At 61.4% G+C, this 17,033-nt stretch carries 15 protein-coding genes; 11 read left to right on the forward strand and 4 right to left on the reverse strand.

All coding sequences use genetic code 11. The features are described from left to right. Nucleotides 1-11: 11 nt before the first annotated feature. Nucleotides 12-1,121 (reverse strand): ABC transporter permease, encoded by a 1,110-nt coding sequence (locus ACK28C_RS08320; RefSeq protein WP_015556259.1) that lies wholly within the window; start codon nucleotides 1,119-1,121, stop codon nucleotides 12-14. Nucleotides 1,122-1,123: 2 nt separating this feature from the next. Next, complete coding sequence (locus ACK28C_RS08325; protein WP_015556258.1) at nucleotides 1,124-2,248, reverse strand: ABC transporter permease; 1,125 nt, start codon at nucleotides 2,246-2,248, stop codon at nucleotides 1,124-1,126. Nucleotides 2,249-2,726: 478 nt separating this feature from the next. Between ACK28C_RS08325 and ACK28C_RS08330 the strand changes: the two genes are divergently transcribed. Genes ACK28C_RS08330 through ACK28C_RS08355 form a run of 6 tightly spaced genes read left to right on the forward strand, consistent with a single transcriptional unit; the run spans nucleotide 2,727 to nucleotide 8,622 of the window. Next, nucleotides 2,727-3,473, forward strand: a complete 747-nt coding sequence (locus tag ACK28C_RS08330; RefSeq protein ID WP_409152046.1) for a dihydroorotate dehydrogenase electron transfer subunit — start codon at nucleotides 2,727-2,729, stop codon at nucleotides 3,471-3,473. Between the two features lie 14 nt (nucleotides 3,474-3,487). After that, the gene (locus tag ACK28C_RS08335; RefSeq protein WP_015556256.1) at nucleotides 3,488-4,429 is read left to right on the forward strand and encodes a dihydroorotate dehydrogenase; all 942 of its coding nucleotides are present in this window, start codon (nucleotides 3,488-3,490) and stop codon (nucleotides 4,427-4,429) included. 19 nt (nucleotides 4,430-4,448) lie between these two features. Then, entirely contained in the window at nucleotides 4,449-5,669 is a 1,221-nt protein-coding gene (locus ACK28C_RS08340; protein WP_015556255.1) for a hydantoinase/carbamoylase family amidase, read from the forward strand. Next, nucleotides 5,666-6,949: a dihydroorotase gene (locus ACK28C_RS08345; RefSeq protein ID WP_015556254.1), complete on the forward strand. Its 1,284-nt coding sequence runs from the start codon at nucleotides 5,666-5,668 to the stop codon at nucleotides 6,947-6,949. Before ACK28C_RS08340 ends, ACK28C_RS08345 begins: the two co-directional genes overlap by 4 nt. 2 nt (nucleotides 6,950-6,951) lie before the next feature. After that, entirely contained in the window at nucleotides 6,952-7,161 is a 210-nt protein-coding gene (locus tag ACK28C_RS08350; RefSeq protein WP_015556253.1) for a hypothetical protein, read from the forward strand. A gap of 3 nt (nucleotides 7,162-7,164) precedes the next feature. Then, on the forward strand, nucleotides 7,165-8,622 hold the full coding sequence (locus ACK28C_RS08355) for a sodium:solute symporter family protein (protein WP_015556252.1): 1,458 nt from the start codon (nucleotides 7,165-7,167) through the stop codon (nucleotides 8,620-8,622). A 317-nt stretch (nucleotides 8,623-8,939) separates the two neighbouring features. Here the strand turns inward: ACK28C_RS08355 and eno are convergent, their stop codons facing one another. Together eno and hcp are read right to left on the reverse strand one after the other, a co-directional pair. Further along, on the reverse strand, nucleotides 8,940-10,235 hold the full coding sequence (gene eno, locus ACK28C_RS08360) for a phosphopyruvate hydratase (protein WP_015556251.1): 1,296 nt from the start codon (nucleotides 10,233-10,235) through the stop codon (nucleotides 8,940-8,942). Between the two features lie 106 nt (nucleotides 10,236-10,341). After that, the gene (gene hcp, locus ACK28C_RS08365) at nucleotides 10,342-11,976 is read right to left on the reverse strand and encodes a hydroxylamine reductase (protein ID WP_208872771.1); all 1,635 of its coding nucleotides are present in this window, start codon (nucleotides 11,974-11,976) and stop codon (nucleotides 10,342-10,344) included. A 614-nt stretch (nucleotides 11,977-12,590) separates the two neighbouring features. Between hcp and ACK28C_RS08370 the strand changes: the two genes are divergently transcribed. The 5 genes from ACK28C_RS08370 (at nucleotide 12,591) to ACK28C_RS08390 (ending at nucleotide 16,900) form a co-directional block, all read left to right on the forward strand. Then, nucleotides 12,591-14,006, forward strand: a complete 1,416-nt coding sequence (locus tag ACK28C_RS08370) for a uracil-xanthine permease family protein (protein WP_015556249.1) — start codon at nucleotides 12,591-12,593, stop codon at nucleotides 14,004-14,006. Nucleotides 14,007-14,270: 264 nt separating this feature from the next. After that, on the forward strand, nucleotides 14,271-14,504 hold the full coding sequence (locus tag ACK28C_RS08375; protein ID WP_208872769.1) for a hypothetical protein: 234 nt from the start codon (nucleotides 14,271-14,273) through the stop codon (nucleotides 14,502-14,504). 149 nt (nucleotides 14,505-14,653) lie between these two features. After that, a complete protein-coding gene (locus ACK28C_RS08380) occupies nucleotides 14,654-14,872 on the forward strand; it encodes a hypothetical protein (RefSeq protein WP_409152048.1) in 219 nt (72 codons plus the stop codon). Between the two features lie 283 nt (nucleotides 14,873-15,155). Next, a complete protein-coding gene (locus tag ACK28C_RS08385) occupies nucleotides 15,156-15,398 on the forward strand; it encodes a hypothetical protein (RefSeq protein WP_409152049.1) in 243 nt (80 codons plus the stop codon). Between the two features lie 632 nt (nucleotides 15,399-16,030). Further along, nucleotides 16,031-16,900, forward strand: coding sequence for a hypothetical protein (locus ACK28C_RS08390; protein WP_015556248.1), 870 nt, complete (start codon nucleotides 16,031-16,033; stop codon nucleotides 16,898-16,900). Nucleotides 16,901-17,033: the final 133 nt, after the last annotated feature.

The raw sequence follows: 17,033 nt of genomic DNA on the forward strand, positions 1-17,033 counted from the left end.
CGGCGCAGGGGTCACTGAACCCTGCGCTTGAAGAACCACCCGGCGGCGCCGAGCGTCACCGTCGCGATCCCGCCGAGCCAGAGGAGCTGCACGGCGACCTCGCGCAGGGGAATGCCCTTGAGGTAGACGCCGAGGGCGATGACGATGATGTGGCGGGAGGGATTGAACAGGGTCAGGGTCTGCAGGGCGTGGGGCATGTTCTCGATGGGCGTGGCGAATCCGGAGAGCAGGACGAAGGGCACCATGCAGGTGAACACCCCCAGGAACGCCTGCTGTTGCGTGTTGCAGAGCGAGGAGACGAAGAGCCCCACCCCCGTGCAGGCCAGGATGAAGATCAGAAAGCCGAAGGCCAGGAGCCCCAGGCTCCCCAGACAGGGCACGCCGAAGACCGTTCGGGCCAGGACGTGGATGGCGACGCCGATCCCGAAGGCGATGGCGACCGCAGGCAGGGTCTTACCGACCACGATCTCCAGGGGCGAGAGCGGCGAGACGAGCAACTGCTCGAACGTCCCGAGCTCCCGCTCACGCGCGACGCTCATGCCCGAAACGACCAGGGACAGCATCTGGGTCAAGACGACCAACAGCACCGGCAGGGTGAACCAGAGGTAGTCGTGGTTCGGGTTGAAGAGCTGCCGGGGCTCCACGGACAGGAGCGCGTCGGTCCCGGTGAGGGTTTTTCTGAGCCCGCGGGCGAAGCCGTTCGCGATGGAGGTGGCGTAGCCATAGGCGATCTGGACCGCGTTGGCCTTCCGTCCGTCCAGGACGACCTGCACGGACGTCGGCTCGCCGCGCATCAGGGACGCCGAGAAGCCTTCGGGGATGCGCAGGACCATCAGCGCCCGCTGTTCGGCGATGGCGGGCTCGATCTCCCGGACGCTCGACAGGGCGAAGGAGCGCGTGAAGGCGGGCCCCGCCGTGAAGGCCGCCTCCAGCCTGCGCCCCAGGTCGCCGTCGTCCTGGTTCAGGACCGCCAGGGAGGCGTTACGCACCTCCATGGTGATGGCGAAGCTGAAGAGAAAGAGCATGACGAAGGGCCCGACGAACACCTGAAATCGCGTCTTGGGGTCCAGCAGGACGGCGTAGAGCTCCTTGACGATCAGGGAGCGAATGCGGGCGAACATGGTCAGGCCAGCACCTTTTTGGTGTATCGGAGCGTCACGGCCAGGAAGAAGAGCCCCAGCAGCCCCAGCCTGATCATGTTGGGGAGCAGGAGCGGCCAGACGTCGCCGGCCAGGAAGAGGGTCTGGAGGCAGGTCACCAGGTATCGCGCCGGCAGGACGGCGGCGATCGCCCTCTGGACGAGCGGCATGGAGTTCAGCTCGAAGATGAAGCCCGACAGGAGCACGACGGGCAGGAAGGCGGAGAGCAGCGCCGCGAAGGAGGCGACGTACTGGTTTTTGGAGAGCGTGGAGATGATGAGGCCCTGCCCCAGCGCCGACATCATGAAGAGCGACGCCACGGCGAAGAGGGCAGGCAGGGAGCCGCGGAACGGGACGCCGAAGAGCGACACGGACAGAGCCAGGCTGAAGAACGTGGAGAAGATCGCCAGGAGGTAGTAGGGGATCAGCTTGCCCAGCAGGAGTTCCAGCGCGCTGACGGGCGTGGAGAACAGCGCCTCCATGGTCCCGCGCTCCCACTCGCGGGCCACCACCAGGGCCGTGAGCATCGTCCCGATCAGGGCCATGATCACGGCCATGATGCCTGGGATCAGCGAGTACCGGCTCTCCAGCCCGTCGTTGTAGCGGAAGTGGGGCTCCACGACGATGGGCAGCGACGTGCGCGACAGCTCCCCTCCCCACTGGAGGATCGCGGCCAGCGCGTAGTTCTCCGCCAGGGCGCCGGAGTTCGGGTAGCTTCCGTCCGTCAGCAACTGAAGGCTGGCCTTTCGGCCCGAATTTTGATTCAGGTTTTGATTGAAGTAGAGGGCGGCGGAGGTGCCCTGGGGGACGATCAGGACGCTCTTGAGCTCTCCCGTGACCAGAGCCGGCAGCAACTCCTGCCGCGACGCGGCGAGGCTGGGGCTGAAGTAGGGGTTGGCGGCGAACCGTCGGGCCAGGTCCCGCGCCGGCTGGCCGCCGTCCTCCAGCGCGATCCCGATGCGAATTTCGCGGGCGTCCAGGGAGAGCCCGTAGCCGAAGAGAAAGAGCAGGGTGAGCGGCAGCACGAACGCGATGACGATGCTGCTGGGGTCCCGCACGATCTGCAGCGCCTCTTTTTTCGTCAAAGCCCAGAGCCTTTGAGCGAACATCGGTCCCATCTCCTTGGCTTGAAGATTTTTCGGAAAGGTCGGCTCGCACGTTTGGGGTCCTGCCCCAGCGGGCGCGGACGCCCTGTCCTCTCAACGTCGTCTCTCAACTTAATTATGATAGCACTTCGATTTTGAAATCCCATACGCTGCTGTAACGATAAACCCCCTGCCGCGGGATGCCGCAGCCCCGTCGACCTTGAAGCCTGTCGGCAGTGCGCCTTGCCCATGGCTGCACCCTCGGTGCAAACTCGCAGTGTCTTTTCCCGCTCATCTATGATAAGGTAAATCCAATGGGTAGAGCCCATGGGGGATTCGGTCCCTCCGTCATCGTCCAGGCGTCACCGCTCCAGCGAAATTCGGGCACCCGTGGGCCGTTTTTTCACCGCCTGCGCAAGGGGCTGCAGGGCCGGGTGTCGATTAAGAGTTTTTTAGACGGAGCCGCAACGGGAAGGAGACAGCAATGTACCTGAAATGCCGTGTGCTTCAACAGGCGAAGGTCGGCGCAGAAGCCTTCGCACTCGACCTCGACGTGCAGGATATGGCCGGGCTCTCCCGCCCGGGGCAGTTCGTCATGGTCCGGTGTTGGGAGGGCGACGACCCCTTCCTGATGCGTCCGTTCAGCATCAACTCGGTGGACAGAAAGAACGGGGTCATGACGTTGCTCTATCAGGTCAGGGGCCGTGGAACCGCCCTCATGGCCGCTCTGAGGCCGGCCGACAGCGTCGCGGTCCTCGGCCCGCTGGGGCGGGGGTTCCCCGTTCGGGAAGGTGCCTCGCGGGTCGCCCTCATCGGTCGGGGCATGGGGATCGCGCCGCTCCTTTTGCTGGCGCAGGACTACGCAGCCCATGGCACGGAGCTGCACGTCTACCTCTCCGCAAGGAGCGAGGAGGGCCTGTTCAACCGATCGCAGTTTGAGCGCCTTGGGGCCAGGGTGACGACGACGACGGCCCCCTCCCTCAACGTCACGGACCGGATGGCGGAGGACTGCCGCAGCCTGAATTTTGACGCCGCCTATTCTTGCGGTTCCCGTCGCCTCGGTCTGGGCATGAAGGAGTTGCACCTCAAGTACGGTTTCCCCGCCTACGTCTCCCTCGAAGAGCACATGGCCTGCGGCCTTGGAGCCTGCAAGGGGTGCGCCTGCAGGACGCGACGCTCCGAGGCGGGGGGAGAGTACGCCCTGGTGTGCAGGGACGGTCCGGTCTTCGACGTGGACGAAGTGCTGTGAGACGGAGGATGACGATGTCGGAGCTCAAGTATCGGACGGATCTGTCGGTGAAGGTCGGCGGCATCACCTTTAAGAATCCGGTCATGCCAGCCTCCGGAACCTGGGATTGTTTTGAGAACAACGCGGGCCTTTTCCCCATGAGCGAACTCGGCGCGGTCCTGGTCAAGAGCGTTCATCGCCTCGTTCGGCAGGGCAACCCGCCGCCGCGCATCGCAGAGGTGACGGGCGGCATGATCAACGCGGTGGGCATCCCCTCCGTCGGCATCGAGGCCTTCATGACGCAGGAGTTGCCGCGCTATGACGGCATCGGCGCGCCGGTCGTCCTCAGCCTATCGGGCAATCGAAAGGAGCACTACCGCGAGGCCCTGGAGATTGTCGCCAACGATCCGCGCATTGCAGCGGTGGAGCTCAACCTCTCCTGTCCCAACATTGGCACGGGGTTGGCCTTCTCCTCCACCCCGGACGTCCTTCGCGAGACCCTCAAGGCGGCGCGGGAGGCGACCCGGCTCCCGATCTTCGTGAAGCTAGCCCCCAACGTGACCGACATCCGTGTCAGCGCGAGGGTCAGCGAGGAAGAGGGGGCGGACGCCGTCACCATCGCCAACACGTGGCGCGCCATGCTGATCGACGTCGAGACGCGCTCCCCCGTCCTGAGCAACGTCTCAGGCGGCATGTCGGGGCCGGCCGTGAAGCCCCAGACCCTGTTCCTGGTCTGGCAGGCCCGCGCCGCAACGGCCATTCCGATCATCGCAAGCGGTGGGATCGCGCGCTGGCAGGACGCGGTCGAGTACTTCCTCGCGGGGGCGTCGATGGTGCAGGTCGGCAGCGCAAACTTCCAAAATCCCGCGGCCATGGTCCAGATCGTCGACGGCATAGACCGCTATCTTGCGGAGCACGGCCACAGGGCCCTCTCCGAGATACGGGGGCTTGCCCATCAGCGCCGTGGAAATTCCTGAACGGAGGCAGGAGAACGTCATGCAGCACAGCGTTTCAGAGATAAGGTACTGCGGGGAGCTCTTTGAGGCCTTTTACGACGTGGGGAGCACGAGGGAAGGAGGGGTTACGCGGCTTGGGTACTCGGCCGTCGAGGACGAGATGCACCGCCGTTTCGAGGCCCTCGCCAGGGAACTGGGGTGCGGTGTCTTTACGGACGAGGTGGGCAACACCTTTGCGTCCAACGGGGAGGAGGGGGACTACTACCTGTTGGGCTCTCACCTGGACTCCGTCGTCGATGGCGGGCGGTACGACGGCGTCGCGGGCGTCATCGCCGGCCTGATGGTCGTCAGGCGCCTTCAGGAGGAGGAGGAGGTCAGGCTCCCCCTCAGGGTCGCGGCCTTTCGGTGCGAGGAGTCCAGCAACTTCGGGCTCTGCACCATCGGCTCTGGCCTGATCGCCGGCCAGGAGAAGTACTCTTCGGACATCGGGAGCCTGAGGTCGCGGGACGGCGAGCGACTCGACGAGATATTTCAAAAGCGGGGGCTGTCCTTCTCCCCGAAGAATATCTCAGGGATAAAGGAGTACCTGGAGCTGCACATCGAGCAGGGCAAGGTCCTCGAGGAGACGGGAACGGAGATCGGCATCGTCAGTACCATAGCGGGGCCGCGGCGTTTTCGGTTCATCCTGCGAGGCATGGCGGAGCACTCGGGCGCCACCCCCATGGGCCTGAGAAACGACGCCCTGTGCGCCGCAGCCGAGGTCATCCTGGCCGTGGAACGGATCGGGCGCGAGGAGGCGGTGCATCAATCCGTCGCGACCGTCGGCGTGGTGGAGAACCGCCCCAACGTCCTGAACGTGATCCCCGGTGAGGTGGCGCTGGGCATCGACCTGCGCGGCATCGAGGAGGAGAGCCTGGATCGGATGGAGCAGGCCCTCCGCTCGAGGGCGCAGGACATCGCCAAAAGCCGCGGCGCGACCTGCCTGGAGATGAAGATCGGCAGCGTTCCGCCCGTCGCCATGAGCCGCCGCGTTCAGCGGGGGCTGGAGCGAGCGGCGTCACGCCTTAAGATCAGCTCAAGGAACATGCCGAGCGGCGCAGGACACGACGCGATGTCGTTTGCCGCGCTGTGCGACACCGGCATGGTCTTTATTCCCTGCCGGCACGGCGTATCTCACAACAGGAAGGAGTTTGCCTCGCTGTCCAGCATCTGTGACGGTGCAGCGGTGATCTGCGAGTACCTGAAAGGAGAAGCGGTATGATCCTGATTCAAAACGGGAGGGTTATCGACCCCAAAAGCGGCCTGGACGAGGTTCTGGACGTCATCGTCCAGGACGGTCGGATCGCCGGCATGGGGAAGTACGCGAGGGGCGGGGAGTTCACGGAGGTCATCGACGCCGAAGGCTGCACCGTTGCGCCGGGCCTGGTGGACACGCACGTGCACTTTCGCGACCCAGGGCTCACCTACAAGGAGGACGTTGCGACGGGGGCGGCGTCCGCCGCGGCGGGCGGCTACACGACGGTCATCTGCATGGCGAACACGAAGCCGCCGTTGGACGACGCGGAGGCGCTGAAGGACCTCAGGCGGCGCGAGTCGGACCTCCCCATCCACGTCCTGAACACGGCCTGTGTGACCCGCGGCATGAAGGGGCAGGAGCTGACGGACATGGACGCCTTGAAGGCCGCGGGGGCGATCGGCTTCACGGACGACGGCCTGCCCATCAAGGACGTCAAGCTGATGATGAGGGCGATGGAGCGGGCGCGGGAGCTCGGCGTGCCCATCAGCCTGCACGAGGAGGACCCGGACCTCATCGGAAGCCCCGGCATCAACCAGGGAAGGATATCGAAGGAGGTCGGGGTGCCCGGCGCCCCTGCCGTCGCGGAGGAGACGCTGATGGCCAGGGACTGCCTTCTGGCCCTGCACACCGGGGCCAGGGTCAACATCCAGCACCTGAGTTCCGGCGTGTCCGTGGAGGTCCTGCGCCTGATGAAGAGGCTGGGCGCGGACGTCTGGGCGGAGGTCACGCCGCAGCACTTCTCCCTGAACGAGGAGATCGTCCTGGAAAAGGGAACGCTGGCCAAGGTCAACCCTCCGATTCGGACCGAGGAGGACCGATACCAGCTCATTCGCGGGCTGAAGGAGGGCGTCATCGACATCATCGCGACGGACCACGCGCCGCACGCCTCCGAGGAAAAGGCCCAGGACCTCCTGCACGCGCCCAGCGGGATGATCGGGCTGGAGACGGCCCTGGCGCTTGGGATCACCAACCTGGTGCGAAAGGGGCACCTCACCCTGCTTGAGCTCCTGGAAAAGATGACCGCAAGGCCGGCAGAGCTCTACGGGCTCTCCTGCGGCAGCCTCCGAGAGGGCGGAGATGCGGACCTGGTGGTCTTTGACGAACGGGAAAGCTGGACCGTGGGGAGCCGCTTCTTCTCGAAATCCTCCAACTCTCCCTTCACGGGCATGACGCTCTACGGACGGGTAAAGCACACGCTCTGCGGCGGCAGGGTGGTCTATACGGACGGAAAGGACGTGAGGTGAACATGAAGCAAAAGCTGTTTGGTTGTGTTTTCCTGGTGTTGCTCCTGTTGGGGGCGCTGCCGCTGTCGATGACCTGGGGTGAGCAGGGATACCTCTTCGGGTGGCTGCCCGTGGCCCTGGCGTACTGGTGGACTCTCATGGTCGTGAACCTGGCCTTTGTCCTCCTGGTCTGTCGGGATTTTGTAAGAAGCAGCAAGAAAGGAGAAAAATAAGGCATGAACACAGGGGTATTGAGCCTCGGAGTGATCGTCCTCTACCTGGTGGCGATGCTGGTCATCACCGTCGTCCATGGGCGCCGCAAGAAAAAAGCCTCCGCGCTGGACTTCTTCCTTGCGAACCGTGGGGTGAACTCCATCCTGCTGCCGCTCACCATGATCGCGGCCATGCAGAGCACCTTTGCCTTTCTGGGGTCGCCCGGAATGTACTACACCCACGGCATCTCCTTCATCGTCCTCGTCCTGAGCCAGGTCTGGGTGGCGCTGATGGTGGTGTACTTCGGGAACAAGATTCGGCTGCTGGCCAACGAGCGCGGCTACATGTCCCTGGGGGACTACCTGGAGGACCGCTTTCAGAGCCGGTATCTGAAGGTCATGGCGGCCTGCGTCTCCGTGCTGATGACGATGATCTTCCTTGCGATGCAGTACGTGGGCAACGCGCGCGCCATGAGCGTGGTGAGCAGCGGGGCCATCAGCTACAACGCGGCGATCCTGGTCAGCGTGGCCTTCTCCCTGCTCTACGTCCTGATCGGGGGGGCGGGCGGCGTCGTGCTGCTGGACGCCGTACAGGCCGTCATCCTGTTGATCGGGATCGTCCTCGCGGCGTGGGTCGCCCTGGTCCCGTCGGGAGGCATCGTCAACCTGTTCACCCAGGTTCGCCAGACGGCCCCGGAGCTCCTGTCGCGGCCCGGCCTGAAGGGGCTGTACACGGACAAGTACTGGGTGATGCAGTTCATCGTCCTGCCGTTCGGGATCTGGCTCTGCCCCCACGTCTGGAACAAGTCCCTGATGGCGCGGGACGAGGAGGCGCTGGCGCGGTCCGCCATCAGCATCCCCATCTCGCAGATCCTGATCTACGGCTTTTCGACGCTGTTCATCGGACTTGCCGGGCACATTCTGGTGAGCGCCTCCGAGGTCCGCGCTGCGGACAACATTTTGCCGATCCTGATGCTGAAGTACTCCAACTGGTTCGTGGCAGCGCTGATCATGGCGGCGGCCATCGCGGCCGGCATCTCCACCATCAACGCCATGCTCCTCGTGAGCTCGCAGCTCGTCTCCCAGGACCTCATCCTGCTGACCCGAAGGGGCCGGATCTCCAATGAGCAGAACATGCGGATATCGCGGATCATCGTGTTCGCGGTCGCTGCGATCTGCGGCCTGATCGCGCTGAAGCCGCCCGCAACCTTCGTGCAGGTCATCCAGGATGTGGCCTATACGGGCCTTGCCCAGCTCGCGCCCCCCTTCCTGCTGGGGATGTACTGGAAAAGGTGCTCTCGGCTGGGGGCCTCCGTGGGGCTGACGGCAGGGATCGCCATCCTGTTCGGCACGCGCATCCTGGGCGTTTCCCCGCTGGGGTGGCCGGGGTTCATGTGGGGTTTCTTCATCAACATCATCCTGACGGTCGTGATCTCCCTTCTGGGGAAAGAAGGGGAGGCGCCGACCGCCGAAGTGCACTGACGGGAGCTGTGGGCTCGATTCAAACCGGGGCCGTCGAAATCCATCGACGGCCCCGGCTCGTACCTTGCTCCCGAGTGAGGAGGCGGCGGACCTGCCGCGTCATACCAATTTGCGTCTAAAGGGAAAGAAAGGCCCCCTGCAAGGGGGGCTGCCCCGAAGGGGCTGGGGGGTGTTGAGCCTGAGAAACAACCCCTCCGGTTCGCTGACGCGAACCACCTCCCCTTTCAGGGGAGGCAATCCATATCAGATCATTTCAATTCCCAATTGCCTCGTCGTCTTTGCCCGACGGCCTCGTCGCTCAGCCGGCCCGGTGCCCTTCAGCGATTGAACGCGTGGACGCCCGGATAGGCGGCCGCGTTCCCCAGCGCCTCCTCGATGCGCAGGAGCTGGTTGTACTTGGCGGTGCGCTCTCCCCTTGACGGCGCCCCCGATTTGATCTGGCCCGTGTTCAGGGCGACGGCGAGGTCCGCGATCGTCGTGTCCGCCGTCTCGCCCGATCGGTGGGAGACGACGGCGGTGTACCCCGCCCTGTGGGCCATGCGGACGGCATCCAGCGTTTCGGACACGGACCCGATCTGGTTCAGCTTGATCAGGATGGAGTTTCCGCAGCCCATCTCGATCCCCCTGGACAGGCGTTCCGTGTTCGTGACGAAGAGGTCGTCGCCGACGAGCTGCACCTTCCCGCCGAGCTGTCGGGTCATCTTTTTCCAGCCGTCCCAGTCCTCCTCGTCCAGCCCATCCTCGATGGACCAGATCGGATACCGATCGACCAGAGCCTCCCAATGGGCGATCAGCTCATCGGAGGTGAGGTCCAGGCCGGACTTCGGCTGATGGTAGAAGCCGACGCCCTTTTCGCTCTTCCACTCGCTGGATGCGGCGTCCATGGCCAGGACGAAATCGCGCCCCGGCTCATAGCCAGCCTTCTGGATGGCCTCAAGGATGGACTGAATCGCATCCTCGTCGTCCTTCAGGTCGGGCGCAAAACCACCCTCGTCCCCAACGCCCGTCGCGCGGCCCCGCCCCTTCAGGATGCCTCGAAGGGAGTGAAACACCTCGGAGCACCAGCGGTACGCCTCGCGGAAGGACGGTGCGCCGACGGGCATGACCATGAACTCCTGGATGTCGAGGGAGTTGGCGGCATGGGCACCCCCGTTCAGGATGTTCATCATCGGCACGGGGAGGAGGCTCGCGTTCACGCCCCCCAGAAAGCGGAACAGCGGCACCCCCATGGACTCCGCCGCGGCCCTGGCACTGGCGATGGACGCGGCGAGGATCGCGTTGGCGCCCAGCCTGGACTTGTTGGGCGTCCCATCCGCCTTCAGCATGGCGAAATCGACGGTGTGGACGCTCTGAGGGTTCAAGCCCCTCAGGACGTCGTTGATGACCGTGTTGACGTTCGCCACCGCCCTGGCCACGCCCTTGCCGCCGAAGCGCTTTTCGTCGCCGTCCCGAAGCTCGACCGCCTCGAACTCGCCCGTCGAGGCTCCGCTGGGGGCGATTCCCCTCCCGACGGTCCCGTCCGACAGGACGACCTCCGCCTCCACGGTGGGGTTGCCGCGGGAATCCAAAATCTCCCTGCCCGTTACCTTCTCAATGGCTGCATGTTTCCACATCGCTTCTACGCGCCTCCTTTAACTGTTGTCCCCGTACCGCAATCCGGAAGGCCGCAGGGCAGTGGGCAGCAATCTGCCCCGTGCCCCTGCGGCCTTCTTTCGGTCGTCAGGCGATCAGCAGTTTCAGGTCCTCGTCCACGGTGCCGATCCCTGCGATGCCGAAGTTCTTCACCAGCACGCCCGCCACGTTGGGGGACAGGAAGGCGGGGAGCGTCGGCCCAAGGTGAATGTTCTTGACCCCCAAGTAGAGGAGCGCCAGCAGGACGATAACGGCTTTCTGCTCGTACCAGGCGATGTTGAAGGCCAGCGGCAGCTCGTTGACGTCCTTCAGGCCGAAGACCTCCTTCAGCTTCAGGGCGATGAGGGCCAGGGAGTAGGAGTCGTTGCACTGCCCGGCGTCCAGCACGCGCGGTATGCCTCCGATGTCCCCCAGGTCCAGTTTATTATACCTGTATTTCGCGCAGCCCGCCGTCAAAATCACCACGTCCTTCGGCAGCTTGTCGGCGAACTCCGTGTAGTACTCCCGCGACTTCATCCGTCCGTCGCAGCCGGCCATGACCACGAACTTCCTGATGGCGCCGGACTTCACCGCGTCCACCACCTTATCGGCCAGCGCGAACACCTGCTCGTGCGCGAAGCCGCCCACGATGCTGCCCCGCTCGATCTCCTCCGGCGCAGGGCACGTTTTAGCCTGCGCGATGATCGCGGAGAAGTCCTTCACCTCGCCGTAGGCGCCGTCGATGTGCCTGCATCCGGGGAAGCCCGCCGCCCCCGTCGTCCACAGTCGGTCCTTGTAGCTCTCCGCCGGAGGGACGACGCAGTTCGTCGTCATCAGGATGGGGCCGTGGAAGCTCGCAAATTCCTCCTTTTGCTTCCACCATGCGTTTCCGTAGTTGCCGGCGAAGTGGGGGTACTTCTTGAAGGCCGGGTAGTAGTGCGCAGGCAGCATCTCGCTGTGCGTGTAGACGTCCACGCCCGTCCCCGCCGTCTGCTCCAGGAGCATCTCAAGGTCCCTCAGGTCGTGTCCGGAGATCAGGATGCCCGGGTTCTTCCTGACGCCGATCTCGACCTTCGTGATCTCAGGATTCCCGTAGGCTCCCGTGTTCGCCCGATCCAGGAGCGCCATGCCCTCCACGCCGTACTTGCCCGTCTCCAGGGTCAGGGCGACCAGGTCGTCCACCGTCAGAGCGTCGTTCAGCGTGCTCGCCAGCGCGCGTTGGATGAAGGCGTCCACGGCCTCGTCGTCCTGCAGCAGGGCGTTCGCGTGCTTCGAATAGGCAGCAAGGCCCTTCAGCCCATAGGTGACCAGCTCGCGAAGGCTGCGGATGTCCTCGTCCGACGTCGCCAGGACGCCCACCTTTGCCGCTTTCGCCTCGAATTCGTCCCTCGTCCCCTTCCAGGAGGCCGCTTCAGGCAGCCCCGACGCATCCTTGACGCGCGCCAAAAGCTCCTCCTTCAACCTCAGCGTCTCCTCGATTCGGGAGACGATCGCGTCCCGGTCGAAGTTCGCGTTCGTGATCGTCGTGAAGAGGTTCACGGTGACCGAATGGTTCACCTTCTTGTCCACTTCCTGCCCCTCGCTCCGCAGGCGTTCCGTAACGCAGGAAAGCCCCTTCGTCACATAGATCAGAAGGTCCTGCATCGCCGCCACGTCCGGCTTCTTGCCGCAGACGCCGCTTTTGGTGCAGCCCTTTCCGCCCGCCGTCTCCTGACACTGAAAACAAAACATGCTGCAATCCATCTTCATATACCCCCCCATGTTTGATTCACGATCCATTTTTAGGCCCCATGAGCCCGATGTCCGCTCATTGCGCGCCGGGCTCGTGGCCTCCTGTCAACCGCGATCCGAACGCCGTTTCGAAAATACTATAGCCCGCTTCGGTCGGTTTGTCCGTTGTTATGACAACGCCCCGTGAATTCATGAACACTCCAGGGCACGTTGATGACGTCGTTGAGGTGATTTTAGGATGAACCTGTGGACGCTGACTCCAAGTTCACGGTGATCGTATACTTCGTTGTTTTTCTCCGGTCATCGACAGACACCTTGACGAAACCGGAAATGCCCGTTAGAATACCGTGGGTTTTAGAAATTGATCCATCTGGGGGCAGCAAAGTGGCCGTTACCAAAAGAGGCAAGCTCGACGTCATACAGAAAATATAAAGGGCACACAGGAAAAATTTTTTTCCGGTGTGTCCTTTTTTTATACAGGGATTTGGAGGCATGACCGCGCGGCGACAGGGAGGGCATCCTCTCCGTGTGCCCAGCTTCCGGCTCCTGCCAGACGGGAAGGCCCGTTCTGGCGCCGGTTCCGTTTTTCGCGGCCGTTCCTGACGTTGAAAGGAGATTGAATAACGATGAGCGGGGAAATGAAAAGTATCGGCAATGAGGCCATCTACGACGCCAGGTCCCTTGGCGTGGGCAGGATGTTGATCCTGGGCGTGCAGCACCTGTTCGCCATGTTCGGGGCCACCGTCCTGGTGCCCCTTCTGACGGGGCTCAGCGTCAGCTCGACGCTCCTCTTTGCGGGGGTGGGCACGCTGCTGTTCCACATGATCGCAAAGTGGAAGGTGCCCGCCTTCCTGGGCTCCTCCTTTGCCTTCCTGGCAGGCTACGCGGCGATCGCACCGAAGGGCGACCCTGCGCTTTTGCCCTATGCGTGCTTTGGGGTTGCCTGTGCGGGGCTGGTCTACCTCCTGCTGGCGGCGGCATTTCGCGCTTTCGGAGCCAGCCGTGTCATGCGATATTTTCCGCCCATCGTCACGGGGCCGATCATTATCGCCATCGGGCTGACCCTGTCGCAGTCCGCGATAGAGAACTGCTCGAAGGACTGGTTCATCGCCCTGGTCGCCATCGTGGTCGTCATCGCCTGCAACATCTGGGGGCATGGCATGGTGAAGATCATCCCGATCCTGCTCGGCGTGGCGGGGTCCTACCTGGCAGCGGTAGCGATTGGCGCCGTGGACTTCAGCACCATTGCGGCGAAGCCCTGGTTCGGCTTCCCCGTCGAATATGGTCAAACGGTGTTCGCGATCTTCACCAACGGAAGGGTCAACTTCGACCTGTTGATCTCCTCGGTCATCACCATCGTGCCCATCGCCTTCGCAGCCATGATGGAGCATATCGGCGACATCTCCGCGATATCCTCCACGGTGGGCATCAACTTCATCAGGGACCCCGGCCTTCACAGGACGTTGACGGGCGACGGCCTGGCGACGACGGCGGCCTCCCTCTTCGGTGCGCCGGCGAACACGACCTATGGCGAGAACACCGGGGTGCTTACGCTGACGAAGGTCTACGACCCAAAGATCATACGCCTGACGGCGGTCTTTGCCGTCCTGCTCTCCTTCTGTCCCAAGTTCGCCGCGGCCATTGAGAGTATGCCCACGGCGACGATCGGCGGAATCTCCCTCATCCTCTATGGCATGATCGCCTCCGTCGGCGTCCGAAACATCGTGGAGACGAACGTCGATTTCTCGCAGAGCCGCAACGTCATCGTCGCCGCCCTGATCCTGGTGCTGTCGATCGGCATCAACTACAGCTCGGCCGGAGCCCTCAACTTCACGCTGGGGGGCATCGGCATCAAGTTTTCCGGCATCGCCACCGGGTCCCTGGTCGGCATCCTGCTAAACGCCGTCCTTCCCGGCAAGGACTACAAGTTTGACGATGACGTGCCCAACCGAACGGGGGTCAACCTGGAGATCGCCCAGGGCAAGAGCCTGGACTGGCGGGCTTCCGATGGCGTGGAAGGGCAGGATACGGTGATATCCTAAGGAGAAACGACCCTGCCGAAAGGCGGGCGGAAAACCGTAAAAACAAGACAGCCGGCGATCGGGTGAGCGACGCCGGCTGCCTTGTTAAAACAGGGATGCGAAAAAAACGTTCTCGGCGGTGAAGGAGAATCCTGAGGAACGGGAGGAGCTGGGCGTTCCGAAGCTGCGGCAGCTATCCGATGTGCCGTGCAAACCCGGACGACAAGGACGGCAGACCTGGGTTTAGGCAATGATACAATATCCTCGGAAAGGAGGAGGGGCTTTATGTTTCAATCGACAATGTCAGAAGCTCGACGTAAGGAAATTGGAAGACAGGTTGCAGATGCAATGAAATTTGGTAATAAGGATCTCGCAATAAAGCTTTCGATGCAAATTCCTTTAGACCTACCAACAGCGAGGGTTCTTAAAGCGGATGGGGGAGTAGAGCGCTTGAAAAATTTTGGATTCAACCTTGATGATGTGGTAGTAGCCTATGGAAAAGAATGGCTTGAGTCCTGATGTTTTTCGTTGAAAGAGAAAATTTTTTCCTTGACCGAAGATTTTTGTCGAGCCGCACAAGGATGGCCAGACGTACAAAGGCGAGATCGTTCATGTAAACGAGGAACGTGACCAAGGAGGTACAGTTACAACTCATGTTTCAATCTACAATGTCAAAAGAACGTCGGAAGGAAATAACAGATCAAGCTCTTGCAGCTTTCAAAACAGGAGATAAGGAACTTGCTTATAGAATCATCATGCAAATTCCATTGGATATCCCTACGGCCCGTGTTCTCAAAGCGGATTGGGGAGTAGAGCGCCTGAAAAATTTTGGGTTCAACCTCGATGACGTGGTAGCAGCCTATGGAAAAGAATGGCTTGAGTCCTGATATTTTTCGTTGAAAGAGAAAATTTTTTCCTTCAAAAGGCCGGACAATTCAGTGCCATCGCTTCAACGGAGGATCGAAGCGGCTGCAACGCGGCGCTGAAGGAGCTTTCGTCCGTGCTGTTCGAGGCGTCTCGGGATGGAAATGCCCTCCACGCCCTCAAGCTGGAGCGCCAGTGTGTCGCATCTGGGCGTTGGAAAACGATACTTTCCGGCACAAGGGGACGCCAGGACGGATAAAGCAGTCCTCTCAATGCTAAAATAGGCATATAAGGAGGTGCGGTTATATGAAAACCATGTTTCAATCCACTATGCCGATGGAACGAAAAAAAGAGATTTGTCAACAAATTATCGATGCAATGAAAGCTGGAAAGAAGAATCTTGCAACGAAACTTGCCATGCAAATTCCACTCCCTTTACCGCTCGCAAACGTTGCAAAACAAGATATGGGCGTAGAACGTATGTTGAAGCTCGGTTGTAATTTGGATGATGCGGTAGCAGCCTATGGAAAAGAATGGCTTGAACAGTAGAGATTGAGAAGGAGCTACCTTAGCTAAATTAACTTCTGCCTTCAGAAGTATTGCTTCAACGGAGGATCGAAGCGGTTACAACGTGGCACTGAAGGAACTTTTGTCCGTATCGTTCGAGGCGTCTCGGGATGGAAATGCCCTCCATGCCCTCAAGCTGGAGCGCCAGTGTGTCGCATCTGGGCGTTGGAAAACGATACTTTCCGGCACAGGGGGACGCCAGGACGGAATACTATGCCGCCCGGCAGGCGAATCTGAGAGCCGGGCTCGAACACTTCCAGGAGCTCTAGCGCGAGGCGCTTTCTCCGGATGCGGTAAAGCTGGAGAAGGAAATCCAGGAACTCGATCTCATCGGGGCGCCGAAGATTTTTGTCGAGCCGCACAAGGATGGCCAGACGTACAAAGGTGAGATCATCCACGTGAACGAGGAACGCGGCTACTGCGTGCAGAGGATCGGCAGTGGCCTATACGTCCATAAACTGGACAGGACTGGATGTTCTCCCGGAGCGTGGTCAGAACCTGAAGATCGTTTGTGCCAGGGACGGCAGCACAGCGCGTATCGAGCCTCTGGAACAAAAGGACAAAAAAACGTTGCACAGATAGCCTGTGTGGCAAGATGGAAAGGAACGGGTTTCATGAAGAAGCTGCAAACGGGAAACGTGGTTATTGTTGTTCTGGTGTTGGGCATTCTGGCTGCCGGGGCGTATTTCCTGATGGGCAGCGGCTTGTTCATCAGTACGCCGGCCGTCGCCTCGATGACGCCGGAGGAGCTCGCCGCAGAGAATGAGGCGCTCATGAAGCAATTTCAGGAGGCTGGAAGATCGATTGGAGGGATGGCCGTCCTTGGAAGGAGCAAGGCGGCTTTGGAATGGCTTGAAAAGTACGCTCCTGATGGGCATCCTACGCCGTTACCGGACGACCCCAAGGCTGCCAATGAGGGGTTGAAGAAGCGCGTTGCCGATGCCAAGGTGATTTTTGAAGCGATGCAGGCCGCTGAAAAACGGGAAAATCCATGGTTGAGGCAATATTACGGCGAGGAAAACGAACAGACGCTTAAGAAACTCGGAATCAAGAGTTTGAAGGTTAAAGAGGCGCAGGACGATGAAATCAAAAAGTTCCTGAAGCCTGCAAGGACAACGGCAAAGGCCTTGAAGGGTTTCCTCTTGAAGCACGGTCGTGAAATCGCTCAGGACAAGAATTACAACCTTGCTTCGGTCTTGGACACCCCTGAGCATATCCTGGGGGTGGTGAAGCCGTATCTTGAGGAAGATGTAGATTACAACGACAGTCGTTTTTCGTTCCACGGCGACAACAAAGAGTGGTGGGTGGGTTACAAACTCGACGGCTTGTCCGACGAGCTTCGTCAGAAGATTGTTGAGGGTAACATCGGCTTGTATCGTGACCTGTACAAGGCCCCTGACAAGGGCAAGTACCTTATGGATATCAACGCACTCTACGATGGCGGAGACATTGTGTTCCTGAACGTGAATTCCATTCTCTTATAATACGTCGAATTGCAGCGTTAATTCTTCTTATTGGGGCGGCGTTTGCCGCCCTGTTCGGTTCCGGCCGACTGGTCCTGATACCAAATCGCGTCTAATATGGATTGCCTCCCCTGAAAGGGGAGGTGCCGCCAAG

The organism is Fretibacterium fastidiosum (genome assembly GCF_964642095.1).
GTDB lineage: Bacteria > Synergistota > Synergistia > Synergistales > Aminobacteriaceae > Fretibacterium > Fretibacterium fastidiosum.